Annotated in this window: 13 protein-coding genes; 5 read left to right on the top strand and 8 right to left on the bottom strand. The window is 75.4% G+C overall.

The features are described from left to right. Window positions 1–154 precede the first annotated feature (154 nt). Window positions 155–1,222: an RNA ligase (ATP) gene (locus ACQRUO_RS35065; RefSeq protein WP_428320205.1), complete on the bottom strand. Its 1,068-nt coding sequence runs from the start codon at window positions 1,220–1,222 to the stop codon at window positions 155–157. A 424-nt stretch (window positions 1,223–1,646) separates the two neighbouring features. Between ACQRUO_RS35065 and modA the strand changes: the two genes are divergently transcribed. The 3 genes from modA to ACQRUO_RS35050 are packed head-to-tail and all read left to right on the top strand — an operon-like array spanning window position 1,647 to window position 4,487. Next, window positions 1,647–2,579, top strand: a complete 933-nt coding sequence (modA, locus tag ACQRUO_RS35060; RefSeq protein WP_428320204.1) for a molybdate ABC transporter substrate-binding protein — start codon at window positions 1,647–1,649, stop codon at window positions 2,577–2,579. 10 nt (window positions 2,580–2,589) lie between these two features. Further along, window positions 2,590–3,384: a molybdate ABC transporter permease subunit gene (modB, locus tag ACQRUO_RS35055; RefSeq protein WP_428320203.1), complete on the top strand. Its 795-nt coding sequence runs from the start codon at window positions 2,590–2,592 to the stop codon at window positions 3,382–3,384. A 20-nt stretch (window positions 3,385–3,404) separates the two neighbouring features. Beyond that, window positions 3,405–4,487, top strand: coding sequence for an ABC transporter ATP-binding protein (locus tag ACQRUO_RS35050; protein WP_428320202.1), 1,083 nt, complete (start codon window positions 3,405–3,407; stop codon window positions 4,485–4,487). Window positions 4,488–4,611: 124 nt separating this feature from the next. On the opposite strand, the gene ACQRUO_RS35045 is transcribed toward ACQRUO_RS35050, so the two are convergent. Next, window positions 4,612–5,328, bottom strand: a complete 717-nt coding sequence (locus ACQRUO_RS35045) for a peptidyl-tRNA hydrolase (protein WP_428320201.1) — start codon at window positions 5,326–5,328, stop codon at window positions 4,612–4,614. Between the two features lie 92 nt (window positions 5,329–5,420). After that, window positions 5,421–6,341, bottom strand: a complete 921-nt coding sequence (locus ACQRUO_RS35040) for a hypothetical protein (protein WP_428320200.1) — start codon at window positions 6,339–6,341, stop codon at window positions 5,421–5,423. A 348-nt stretch (window positions 6,342–6,689) separates the two neighbouring features. Between ACQRUO_RS35040 and ACQRUO_RS35035 the strand changes: the two genes are divergently transcribed. After that, window positions 6,690–7,061: a YbjQ family protein gene (locus ACQRUO_RS35035; RefSeq protein WP_428320199.1), complete on the top strand. Its 372-nt coding sequence runs from the start codon at window positions 6,690–6,692 to the stop codon at window positions 7,059–7,061. A gap of 68 nt (window positions 7,062–7,129) precedes the next feature. After that, complete coding sequence (locus ACQRUO_RS35030) at window positions 7,130–8,218, top strand: NAD(P)-binding domain-containing protein (protein ID WP_428320198.1); 1,089 nt, start codon at window positions 7,130–7,132, stop codon at window positions 8,216–8,218. Between the two features lie 21 nt (window positions 8,219–8,239). Here ACQRUO_RS35030 and paaE read toward each other — a convergent pair whose 3' ends face one another. From paaE to paaA, 5 genes are read right to left on the bottom strand one after another with little or no spacing between them, the layout of a single operon-like run. After that, entirely contained in the window at window positions 8,240–9,307 is a 1,068-nt protein-coding gene (paaE, locus tag ACQRUO_RS35025) for a 1,2-phenylacetyl-CoA epoxidase subunit PaaE (RefSeq protein WP_428320197.1), read from the bottom strand. Continuing rightward, window positions 9,307–9,783: a 1,2-phenylacetyl-CoA epoxidase subunit PaaD gene (paaD, locus tag ACQRUO_RS35020; protein WP_428320196.1), complete on the bottom strand. Its 477-nt coding sequence runs from the start codon at window positions 9,781–9,783 to the stop codon at window positions 9,307–9,309. The genes paaE and paaD overlap by 1 nt, the downstream gene beginning before the upstream one ends. Window positions 9,784–9,836: 53 nt before the next feature. Beyond that, complete coding sequence (gene paaC, locus ACQRUO_RS35015; protein WP_428320195.1) at window positions 9,837–10,718, bottom strand: 1,2-phenylacetyl-CoA epoxidase subunit PaaC; 882 nt, start codon at window positions 10,716–10,718, stop codon at window positions 9,837–9,839. A gap of 16 nt (window positions 10,719–10,734) precedes the next feature. Further along, a complete protein-coding gene (paaB, locus tag ACQRUO_RS35010) occupies window positions 10,735–11,022 on the bottom strand; it encodes a 1,2-phenylacetyl-CoA epoxidase subunit PaaB (RefSeq protein ID WP_266291541.1) in 288 nt (95 codons plus the stop codon). Then, window positions 11,015–12,067: a 1,2-phenylacetyl-CoA epoxidase subunit PaaA gene (gene paaA, locus ACQRUO_RS35005; protein WP_428320194.1), complete on the bottom strand. Its 1,053-nt coding sequence runs from the start codon at window positions 12,065–12,067 to the stop codon at window positions 11,015–11,017. Before paaA ends, paaB begins: the two co-directional genes overlap by 8 nt. Between the last annotated feature and the right edge of the window lie 287 nt (window positions 12,068–12,354).

The following is a 12,354-nucleotide window of genomic DNA, read 5'->3' as shown; positions in this document are numbered from 1 at the left end:
CGCAGCGCGCGCACCGGGCCCGGACGGTCGCCGCCGGGGCCCGCCCGGGCGGACGGCGGACCCGGGCGTGGACCCGGGCGTGGACCCGGGCGTGGGGCCAGGCGTGGGGCCAGGCGTGGGGCCAGGCGGCCGGCGACCCCGGCCGTGGCACCGGCTACTCGTACTCGGTGCCGCCCTTGCGGGTCAGGTAGGCGCCGCTGACCGCCTTGGCGATCGCGCGGCCGCCGAGCCGCGGGCTCCACCGCTCGGTCTGCGGCCGGACCACCACGCCCTCGCGCAGGTGCAGGGCCTTCCCGGAGACGCTCTCCCGCCCGTCCGCGTGGGCCAGCACCACGGCCGGGTCGAACGGGCCGCGCCACAGCTCCGGCACCAGCGGCAGCTGGCCGGCCAGCAGCTCGGCCGCGGCCAGCCAGTGCAGCTGACCGTCGATCAGCGCCGAGACGTCGAAGACCGCGTAGCCGGGCAGCTCGGTGCGGCCCGAACTGCCGTAGGTCAGGTCCTGCACGCCGGCGCCGAACACCTCGCCGAAGATGCCGATCCGGGTGGCCCCCAGCCGCTCGGCCAGCGCGGCGGCCACCGCCGGCACGCCGTGCGCCCGCACCGCCCGCCAGTAGAGGTTGCGCTCGTCCTCCCTGAGCGCCAGCCCCTGGGCGCCGATGCCCTTGGAGGAGACCTGCACCGCGCCGCTGTCGGCGTGGTAGGTGAGCAGGCAGCAGCTGCCGTGCAGCTTCTCGGTCAGCACCACCGGCTCGCCCGGCTCGAAGACGTCCGGGAAGCGCTGCAGGTTCTCGATGTCCACCCAGGGCAGCAGGTCGGGGGCGGCCTCGACCTCGCCGTTCATCGCGGTCGGGATCGGCGGGCGCCACTTGGTGATGCCCAGCTGCTCGGCGAAGTCCAGGCCCGCGGCGGCGGCCTCGGCGAGGTCCACGCCGGCCAGCGCGCCCGGGCGGCAGACGATGCCCTGGGAGAGCTCGCCGCGCAGCCGGACCGCCTTGACCCGGTCCGCGTTGGACCCGGCCAGCCGTCCGGTCAGGCCGAGCTCCTCGATCAGCGCGGCCGGCAGCACCGCCTGCTCGGGGATGTAGAGCGCGTACTCGCCGGTGCGGTACTGCCCCTTGGCCACCACCGCGCGGTAGAGGCCCACCTGGGCCAGCTCCAGCGCGTCGGCGTTCGGATGGTCGAGTACGGTCAGCCGCTCGGCGGTGACCCGCAGCGTGGACATCGCCGCCCCCCTTCGTGTCGTTGCGTCCGCCTCACTCTGCCGTCCGGCTGAACGCCCCGGCCACCGGTTTTCCCGGCCGCCGCCACCGGGAAGCCCACCGGGGGCGAAGAGCGGACCCCGAGCCATCGCACAGCCGTCGGCGAACCCGCGCCGACACACGCTGTGCAAAGACACAAGGGATTTCAGGCTTGCAGTTGCGGCACTATGATCGCCACAACGACCGCAGATACGAGCTCATCAGGCCCAGCCGACCCGACGGCCACTGCCACCCCGGCAGTCCCAGCAGGCTCGCTGGGCCTACGCGCACGTCCGGCGGTACACCGGCTTGCCCCGGGCCGCCCCCTTCCGCCGCACCGCGCGGCGGACCGGCCCGCACCTGACCGCACCGCCGGGTCCCGCACGGACCCGGCGAGAGGGGAACCGTATGTCCACCACCCGGATCCGTACCGTCGCCGCCGGCTTCGCTGTGCTCGCCCTCACCGGCGGCCTCGCCGCCTGCAGCAGCTCCAAGTCGAGCAGCGGCTCGGCCGGCGCCGCCGCCAGCTCGGCCGCTCCGTCGGTCAGCGGCACGATCACCGTCTTCGCCGCCGCCTCGCTGCAGGGCACCTTCACCCAGCTCGGCAAGAACTTCGAGGCCGCCCACCCCGGCACCACGGTGAAGTTCAACTTCGGCGGCAGCGACACGCTGGCCCAGAGCATCAACTCCGGCGCGCCGGCCGACGTCTTCGCCGCCGCCTCGCAGGCCACCATGACGACGGTCACCAAGGCCGGGGGCAACGCGGACACCCCCACCGTCTTCGTCCGCAACACGCTGGAGATCGCGGTTCCCAACGGCAACCCCAAGCACCTCACCTCGCTGCAGTCGCTGACCGCGCCCGGCGTCAAGGTCGCGCTCTGCGCGCCGACGGTGCCGTGCGGCGCCGCCGCGCAGACCGCGCTGAAGGACGCCGGCGTGAGCCTCACCCCGGTCACCCTGGAGCAGGACGTCACCAGCGCGCTGACCAAGGTGGAGCTCGGCGAGGTGGACGCCTCGATCGTCTACCAGACCGACGTCAAGGGCGCCGGCGGCAAGGTGACCGGGGTGAACTTCCCGGAGGCCGCCAAGGCGGTCAACAGCTACCCGATTGCCACCCTGGCCAAGGCCCCCAACCCGGCCGGCGCCAAGGCCTTCGAGCAGTACGTCGAGTCGCCGGACGGCATCGCGGTGCTGACCGCCGCCGGCTTCCAGACCCCGGCGGCCGGCTCGGCCGCGCCCAGCGGTTCGGCGGCACCCAGCGGTTCGGCGGCCGCGAGCGGTTCGGCCGCGCCCAGCGCGCCGGCCGCCCCGAGCGGCTCGCCCGCGCCGAGCGCCTCCTGAGGCCGCAGCGGTGAGGCGGCGCAGCTCCTCCCGGATCCCGGCAGCCCTGCTGCTGCCCGGGCTGCTCGGCCTGCTCTTCCTGGTCTTCCCGCTGGTCGGCCTGCTGGTCCGGGCCCCCTGGCGGGCGCTGCCCGGGGAGCTGTCCAGCGGCCAGGTCTGGGAGGCGCTGCGCCTGTCGCTGGAGTGCGCCACCGCCGCCACCGCCGTGTCGCTGCTGCTCGGCGTGCCGCTGGCCTGGCTGCTGGCCCGCGCCGAGTTCCCCGGCCGGCGGCTGGTCCGCGCGCTGGTGACGCTGCCGCTGGTGCTGCCGCCGGTGGTGGGTGGCGTGGCGCTGCTGCTGGTGCTCGGGCGCAACGGGATCGTCGGGCGCTGGCTGGACTCCGCCTTCGGGTTCACCCTGCCGTTCACCACGCCCGGGGTGGTGGTCGCCGAGGCCTTCGTGGCGATGCCGTTCCTGGTGATCAGCGTGGAGGGGGCGCTGCGCGCCGCGGACCCGCGCTTCGAGGACGCCGCCGCCACCCTCGGCGCCTCCCGGTGGACCGCCTTCCGCCGGGTCACCCTGCCGATGATCGCCCCCGGCGTGGCGGCCGGGGCGGTGCTCGCCTGGGCCCGCGCGCTGGGCGAGTTCGGCGCCACGATCACCTTCGCCGGCAACTTCCCGGGCACCACCCAGACCATGCCGCTGGCCGTCTACCTGGCGCTGCAGAACGACCCGGAGGCGGCGATCGCGCTCAGCCTGGTGCTGCTCGCGGTCTCCGTCGCGGTCCTGGTCGGGCTGCGCGGGCGCTGGATGAGCACGCCGTGACCGGGACGGGAGCAGCATCGGTGACCGATCGCCAGGAGCCGGACCGCCCCGCGGCCCTGCAGGCGCACCTGCGGGTCGAGCGGCCCGGCTTCACCCTCGACCTGGAGCTGGCCTGTGCCGCCGGCGAGGTGGTGGCGCTGCTCGGGCCGAACGGCGCCGGCAAGTCCACCGCGCTGCGCGCGCTGGCCGGGCTGCTGCCGCTGAGCGGCGGGCGGCTGGAGCTGGACGGGCGGCTGCTGGCCGACCCGGCCACCGGGCGGCACGTCCCCGCCGAGCGGCGCCCGGTCGGCGTGGTCTTCCAGGACTACCTGCTCTTCCCGCACCTGAGCGCGCTGGACAACGTCGGCTTCGGGCTGCGCTGCCGGGGCCGCTCGAAGAAGGACTCGCGCACCGAGGCGGCCGGCTGGCTGGACCGGATGGGACTGGCCGAGCACGCCGCGGCCCGGCCCGGCAAGCTCTCCGGCGGGCAGGCGCAGCGGGTCGCGCTGGCCCGGGCGCTGGCGGTGCACCCCCGGCTGCTGCTGCTGGACGAGCCGCTGGCCGCGCTGGACGCCCGCACCCGGCTGGAGGTGCGCTCCCAGCTGCGCCGGCACCTGGCCGAGTTCGAGGCGGTCGCGGTGCTGGTCACCCACGACCCGCTGGACGCGATGGTGCTGGCCGACCGGCTGGTGGTGATCGAGCACGGCGCCGAGGTGCAGTCCGGCACCCCCGCCGAGGTGGCCCGGCGGCCGCGCACCGACTACATCGCCCGGCTGGTCGGGCTGAACCTCTACCAGGGCACCGGCGAGGGCCGCCTGGTGAAGCTGCCGGACGGCGCGGTGCTGGAGGCGGCCGAGGCGGTCGACGGGCCCGCCTTCGCGGCGTTCGCCCCCGGGGCCGTGACGCTCTACCGGGAGCGGCCGACGGCCAGCGCGCGCAACCTCTGGGAGCTGACGGTGGCCGGGCTCGACCTGCACGGCGATCAGGTGCGCGCCGAGCTGACCGGGGCGCTGCCGCTGGCCGCCGACCTCACCCCGGCGGCCGCCGCCGAGCTGGACCTGAGCCCGGGCACCCGGGTCTGGGCCTCGGTGAAGGCGGCGCAGACGCACGCGTACCCGGCCTGAGGACTCCTGCTGCGCGGGGCCTGGGGGACGCTCTCCGCCCAGCCCGAGCACGCCACCGGGCGGGGCCGAGCACGCCGCCGGGCCGGGGCCGGGTGAGGCGCCCGGCCGGGCCGGGTGCGGCGGGTCAGCCGCGCAGGGCCGGATGGTCGGCGACCACCGTGCAGGAGCCCGGGGCGATCTCGGTGAACCCGGCGTCGCGGACCAGCGGCAGGTCGCCCCCGGTCAGTTCGCGCCAGTGGCCGGGGACGGGGGTGCGCACGGCCAGCGCGAAGCCGCTCTCGGCCCACTCCTTGCGCTGCGTCTCGTCCAGCCGCCACCAGGCCAGCTGGGCCGCGTGGCCGGTCTGGGCCATGGTCTTGCCCGCGCTCATCGCCAGCTCGGGGTTGAGCCAGAGCACCGGCAGCCCGGCCTCGGGCGCGGCCGGCCGCCACTCCTCGGGGTCGCTCAGCTCGGTGCCGGAGACCTGGAGCTTGGCCAGCTCCTTGGGCCAGCCGTCCAGCGGGATCGGCGGGAAGACCCGCACCTCGGCCCGCTCGCCGGTGACGGTGATCCCGGGCAGCTCGCCGGCCTTGCGCCACTCGCCGCCGCGGGCCCGCCGGACCACCTTGCGGATCCGGGCGTCCTCCCAGGCGTGCACCGCCTCGGCCCACTCGCCCTCGCCGGTCGCCCGCGGGTCGGCGAGCAGGGTGAGCACCGCGCGCGCCGAGGTCTCCAGCGCGTCGGTGCGGGCCGGCGGCTCGGCCTTCTCCAGGCGGACCAGCAGCGGCAGCACGTACTGCGGCTTGGCATCGCGGTCCACGGGGGCGGCGGCCGGGCTCGGGGCGTCGAACGGTGAGGTCACCGGGACAGGCTACCCGCGGCCGCCGGAACCCCGGCGGCCTGCCCGTTCGCCCCCGTCCTGCCCCCTCCGGCCTCGTCCGCTGTCGTCCGGCCCTAGCGGCGGTAGCCGCGGCCCTGCTCGCGTTCCTCGGCCTCCTCGTAGGTGAGGAACCAGCCCTCGGGGTGGGTGGCGGCGAGCAGGGTGTCCAGGCGGCTCTCGCCGTCCTCCTCCGGGTCCTGCCCGGCCATGTCGTAGACACCGAGCAGCTCGTCCTCGCAGCCCTCCCAGTCGTAGTCGTACAGGTCGGCGGGCAGCTCGCCCATCAGGTCGGCCACCGCCTGCGGCTGGGCGCCGAGCAGCGCCCGGGCGTCGGCCAGCGCCATCCGCAGCGCCAACTCCTCGCCGGGGCAGCGCGGCAGCGGCCACTCGCCGAGGCCGAGATCCTCGGCCAGGTCGTCGAAGGCCCGGGCCATGGCCCGCCGCCAGGACCGGTGCATGCCCCAACTGCGCTGCGGCAGGCGGGCGAAGACCGCCCAGTCCTGGTCGTCGTCATCGGTGACCGGCTCGTCGTCGTGCTCGTCCAGGTCGTCGTAGGCCGCGTCGGCCAGCGCCAGCAGCTGGGTGTGCAGCAGGCAGGCGGTGCGCGGGGTGAGGGTCCAGTCGCCCGCCTCGCCGTCCTCGCCGTCCAGCGGGAAGAGTTCGGCGAAGTCGGGGGCGAAGTCCTCGGCGGTGCTGATCTCCAGGGTGCCGCCCATCGCCTCGATGCCGGGCACCGCCCCGACCAGCCGGTCCGGGTGCAGCAGCGCGCCGAGTGCGGCGTGCGGGTCCTCGGAGACCTCGCGCAGCAGCTCGGAGCGCTGGCCCGCCGGGTCGATCCCGGAGAAGTCCAGCTCCTCCACCGCCGCCACCGCAGCGGCCCGCAGTGCCGGCCAGTCGGTCACCCGGATCCCGAGCACCACGGTCGCCTCGACCTCCAGCGCCCCCGGGTTGTCGGTCGCGCCCGGCCCCTGCGGATGATCACGTCGCTCGCCCATGCGACAAGGTTGACAAACCAGGGCGGCGCTGTCCATCGGCTCAACCGGCCCCAGGGCCTGTCTTCGAACCCCCGTCGTCCGCCCGAAGGGCGGGCGCGGCGTCGTTGGGGTGCGTGCATCGGCGGCGCCGAGGAGGGAGTCCATGCGGAGCATCGGCGACTGACGAGAAGCCGTCGAGGTGCGTGCCCCGGCGTCGCCGCGCAGACGGGGGTTCGAAGACAGGCCCTGGTGAACGGGCCCTCGTGAACGGGCCCGGGCCGCTTCGGGGTTCGCGGCCGCCCAGGACCTTCGCGGATTCTTCAGGCGTGGTTACCGGACTTGGCGCGGCGTGTCGCGCAGGATGAGGGAATGAGCAATCTCGACGAGTACGGCGGCGGACAGGGACCCAGCGCGGACGTCATGGTGGTGACCACCAACGACGTGCCCGGGTACCGGGTGGACAAGGTGATCGGGGAGGTGTTCGGACTCACGGTGCGCAGCCGGCACATCGGGACCCAGATCGGGGCCTCGTTGAAGTCACTGATGGGCGGCGAGCTGCGCGGGCTGACCAAGACCCTGGTGGAGAGCCGCAACCAGGCGATGGAGCGGCTGATCGAGCAGACCAAGGCACGCGGCGGCAACGCCGTGCTGATGATGCGCTTCGACGTGACCGAGGCGGCGGACCTGGGGACCGAGATCTGCGCCTACGGCACGGCGGCGGTCATCAGCCCGGTCCAGTAGCCCGACGGGATCCCCGGGGGTCCGGCGGGACCGGGGAACAGCGGACACGCCCGTGATGTTTCACGGGCGTGACTGTTGAGGAAGCAACCACTCTGGTGGACGTGGCCGTGCTCGGCGCGGGTCAGGCGGGTCTGTCCGCCGCCTACCACCTGCGCCGGCGCGGCTTCGCCCCGTACCACGGCTTCGTGGTGCTGGACGCGAACCCGACGCCCGGCGGGGCCTGGGCACACCGCTCCCCCTCGCTGCGGATGGCCACCGTGCACGGCTTCCACGACCTGCCCGATGCCGAGCTGCCGCCGCCCGACCCGGGCGCGCCGGCCCGCGCGGTGGTGCCCGGCTACTTCGCCGCCTACGAGGCCCGGCACGCGCTGCCGGTGATCCGCCCGGCCCGGGTGAGCGCGGTGCGCGAGGGCGCGGACGGGCGGCTGCTGATCGAGTCGACCGCCGGTCGCTTCGCCGCCCGCGCGCTGGTCAACGCCACCGGCACCTGGACCCGGCCCTTCCTCCCGCACTACCCCGGTCACTTCGCCGGCCGGCAGCTGCACTACGCCGACTACCGCGGCCCGGCCGAGTTCGCCGGGCAGACGGTGGTCGTGGTGGGCGGCGGGGCCTCGGCGATCCAGCTGCTGGCCGAACTGGCCGAGGTGGCCGAGACGGTGTGGGTGACCCGGCGCGAACCGGTCTTCCGGGACGGCCCGTTCACCCCCGAGGCCGGCCGGGCCGCGGTGGCGCTGGTGGAGGAGCGCGTGCGGCAGGGGCTGCCGGTGCGCAGCGTGGTGAGCGTGACCAGGCTCGGCCCCTCGGTGGCGCTGCGCCGGGCCGCGGAGCTGGACGCGCTGCACCGGCACCCGATGTTCGACCGGCTGACCGGGCACGGGGTGGCCTGGGGCGAGCGGGAACTGGCGGTGGACGCGATCGTCTGGGCCACCGGGTTCCGGCCCGAGGTGGGCCACCTGGCCCCGCTCGGGCTGCGCGAGCCGGGCGGCGGGATCCGGCTGACCGGCACCCGGGCCGCCGCCGACCCGCGGATCCACCTGGTCGGCTACGGCCCCTCGGCCAGCACCGTGGGCGCCAACCGGGCCGGCCGGGCCGCCGTGAGCGAGCTGGTGCAGCTGCTCGGCGCCCCGGCCGCGGTGCCCTCGGTTCGGGCGTCGTGACGGTTCAGGCGTCGTGACGGTTCAGGCGTCGTAGTCGACCGTGACCCTGTCGGTCACCGGCCGGGCCTGACAGGTCAGCACGTAGCCGGCCGCCAGCTCCTTCTCCTCCAGCGCGAAGTTGCGGCGCATCACCACCTCGCCCTCGACCACCAGCGCCCGGCAGGTGCCGCAGACCCCGCCCTTGCAGGCGAACGGCAGGTCGGGGCGGGAGTGCTGGGCGCCGTCCAGCACGCTGCGGTCGCGCGGCAGCCGCAGGGTGCTGCGCCGGCCGTCCAGCAGCAGGGTGACCTCGCTGGAGCCGGCCGCGTCCGGCTGCTCCTCGACCCGCTCGGCGATCGGGTCGTCCTCGGCGTGGAAGAGCTCCTGGTGCACCCGGGAGACCGGGACCCCGAGCGAGGCGAGCAGTTCGCGGGTGCCGGCGACCATGCCGAACGGCCCGCAGAGCCACCAGTGGCCGACCGCCGGGACGTCCACCAGGCCGGTCAGCAGCGCCTGCACCCGCTCGGTGTCCAGCCGCCCGCTGAGCAGCTCGGCGTCCCGGGCCTCCCGGGAGAGCACGTGGACCAGCTCGAACCGGTCCAGGTAGCGGTCCTTCAGGTCGGCCAGCTCGTCGGCGAACATCACGGTGTCGCTGCGCCGGTTGCCGTAGAGCAGGGTGACCGTGGACCCGGGGTGGGCGGCCAGCACGGTGCCGGCCAGCGAGACCATCGGGGTGATCCCCGAGCCGGCGGCGACCAGCACGTGCCGGGCCGGGACGCCCAGGTCGGCGGTGAACAGGCCGCTGGGCGGCAGCACCTCGACGGTGTCGCCGACCTCGGCCCGGCGCACCAGCTGTTCCGAGAAGAGCCCGCCGGGCACCTCGCGCACCGCGATCCGCAGCGGCCCGCCGACCGGCGAGCAGATCGAGTAGGAGCGCCGCTCGTCGACCCCGTCGAGCACCCGGCGCAGGGTCAGGCTCTGCCCGGCCTTGAAGGCGTACTCCGCGGCCAGCTCGGCCGGCACCTCGAAGCTGACCGCCACCGCGTCGTCGCAGAGCCGGTCCAGGGCGGCGATCCGCAGGGGGTGGAACTGCGCACGGCGGGGCGCCATCAGATCTCCTTCACGCGTTCGAACGGCTCGCGGCAGGCCCGGCAGCGCCAGAGCGCCTTGCAGGCGGTGGCGCCGAACCGGGACAGCTCCTCGGTGTCGGCCGAGCCGCACTGCGGGCAGTGCACGACCAGCCGGGTCGGGCCCAGCCGCAGCAGCCCGGCCGGCCCGGGCGGGGCGATGCCGGCGGCCGCGAGCTTGGCCCGGCCGGCCTCGGTGATCAGGTCGGTGCTCCACGGCGGGTCGAGCCGCAGCCGCACCGCGACCTCGGTGAAGCCGGCCGCGCGCAGCCGCCGCTCGACGTCGGCGGCCATCTCGGCCACCGCCGGGCAGCCGGAGTAGGTCGGGGTGAGCCAGGCGGTGACCGCCGTGCCGTCCTCGTCCACGGCGGCCAGGATGCCGAGCTCGGCCAGCGTGACCATGGGCAGCTCGGGGTCCGGCACGCCGCCGGCGATCTCGGCGGCGCGCCGCTCGACCAAGGTGCCGGCGGGAGCCGAAGTGCCGGGGACCGAAGTGCCGGGGGCCGCGGTGCTCACCACGTCGCCCCCGGGTGCTCGCGGGCCACGCACTGCAGCTCGGCCAGCAGCCGCCCGAGCGCCTCGGTGTGCACGCCGTCCCGCCCGGCGCGGCCGCCGACCCGGGCCATCGGCAGCGCGGTCGGCACGGTCAGCCGGGCTTCGGCGATCGCCTCGGCCAGCTCGGCCAGCACCGGCTCGCGCAGCTCGGCCGGGTCGAGCCCGAGCCGCAGTTCCACCTCGTGCCCGGTGAGGAGCTCCTCCAGCAGCGGCCAGACCGCGTCCAGACCGGCCTGCATCCGCTGCGCGGAGTACTCGGTGCCGTCACCGAGCCGGACCGTCCAGGCCCGGGCGTACTCCTGGTGGTAGGCCAGCTCCTTCTCGCCCCGGACGGCGACCGCGGCGAGCACCGGGTCGGGGCCGGCGGCCAGCTTGCGGTAGAGCGCGCGGCGGGCGGTGGCGAAGACCAGCAGCCGGGCGACCGAGAACGCGAAGTCGCCGTTCGCCAGCTCCACCAGGCGCACGTTGCGGAACTCGTGCTCGGCGCGCCAGTAGGCGAAGTCGTCCTCGGTGCGGCCGGTGCCGTCCACCTGGCCGGCCCGGGTGAGCAGCAGGCGGGCCTGGCCGAGCAGGTCGAGGCCGAGGTTGGCCAGCGCCACCTCCTCCTCCAGCTCGGGCGCCCGGGTGCACCACTCGATCAGCCGCTGGGCCAGGACCAGCGCGTCGTCGCCGAGCAGCTGGCAGTAGAGCCCCAGGTCGGCGCCGGACACGCCGTCCGGCACGGCGGTGTCGACGCCGAGCAGCGGGTCGGCGAAGCCGGTGCCGTAGGCCCAGCGGGCCTCGGCCTCGTGGTCGCCCTCGGCGAGGGTGAGGTAGACGTGGTCGTCGGTCTCGGTCATCGTTCGGTCCCCCGGATCAGATGTGCGGGACATCCTCGGGGATGTCGTAGAAGGTGGGGTGGCGGTAGACCTTGTCGCCGCTGGGCTCGAAGAACGGGTCGCGCTCGTCCGGGGTGGAGGCGGTGATGGCGTCCGAGCGGACCACCCAGAGGCTCACCCCCTCGTTGCGGCGGGTGTAGAGGTCGCGGGCGGCGAGCAGCGCCATCCGGTCGTCGGGGGCGTGCAGCGAGCCGACGTGCACGTGGTTGAGGCCGCGCCGCGGGCGGACGAAGACCTCGTAGAGCGGCCAGCTGTGGTCAGACATCGTTCTCCCCTTGACCTTCGTTCTCGCCTCGGGCGTCCTCGCCCTGGGCCCGGCGGGCGGCCTTGGCCGCGTACGCCGCGGCGGCCTCGCGGACCCAGGCGCCCTCGTCGTGGGCGGCCTGGCGGCGCTCCAGGCGCTGGCTGTTGCACGGGCCCTGGCCCTTGATCACGCGCTGCAGTTCGGACCAGTCGGGCTCGCCGAAGTCCCAGCTGCCGCGCTGCTCGTTCCAGCTCAGCTCCGGGTCGGGCAGCGTGACGCCGAGGTGCTCGGCCTGCGGCACGGTCATGTCGACGAAGCGCTGGCGCAGCTCGTCGTTGGTGTGCCGCTTGATCCGCCAGGCCATCGACTGGGCGGTGTTGGGCGAGTCGCCGTCCGGCGGGCCGAACATCATCAGCGACGGCCACCACCAGCGGTCCACCGCGTCCTGCACCATCCGGCGCTGGCCCTCGGTGCCGCGCACCAGCGTCATCAGCAGCTCGTAGCCCTGGCGCTGGTGGAAGGACTCCTCCTTGCAGATCCGCACCATGGCCCGGGCGTACGGCCCGTAGCTGCAGCGGCAGAGCGGGACCTGGTTGCAGATCGCCGCGCCGTCCACCAGCCAGCCGATCACGCCGACGTCGGCGAAGGTCAGGGTCGGGTAGTTGAAGATCGAGGAGTACTTCTGCCGCCCGCTGAGCAGCTTCTCGGTCAGCTCGGACCGGTCCACCCCGAGGGTCTCGGCCGCCGCGTAGAGGTAGAGGCCGTGGCCCGCCTCGTCCTGGGCCTTGGCCAGCAGGATCGCCTTGCGGCGCAGCGAGGGGGCCCGGGTCAGCCAGTTGCCCTCGGGCTGCATGCCGATGATCTCGGAGTGCGCGTGCTGGGCGATCTGGCGGACCAGGGTGGCCCGGTAGGCGTCCGGCATCCAGTCCCGCGGCTCGATCCGCTGTTCGGCGCCGATCACCGCCTCGAAGCGTTCGGCCAGCTCGGCCGCTGCCTCCGACCCGGCGGGCGCGCTGGGCCCGGTGGACGGTGTGGCTCCGGCGTCCGCCGCGTGCGCTGCCACCATGACGACTCCTCCCGACTGACCGTTCGGTCGGGACCATTGTGTGGCCTGTGACCTGCCGATGACAAGGACCACCGGCCGACCTGCGGCGATGCGGGGCAGGAAGCGGGGGACGGGGCGCGAGGACGGAGCACGGGGAGGGGCGCGGAGCGCGAGCACGGAGCGCGGGGCGCGGGCGGGGCCGGACCGCGGACAGGGGCACGGGGCGGGCGCGCACGGGTGGTGGCGCGCGGGGCGGCAGCGGCGTGCGGCGGTGGCGGCGCGGGTGGGGCGCGGGGTGGTGGCGGCGC

It is taken from the genome of Kitasatospora sp. LaBMicrA B282, assembly GCF_050325825.1.
Classification (GTDB): domain Bacteria; phylum Actinomycetota; class Actinomycetes; order Streptomycetales; family Streptomycetaceae; genus Kitasatospora.
The sequence above is the reverse complement of the archived record's forward strand: the minus strand, read 5'-3'. Positions and strand labels throughout refer to the sequence as shown.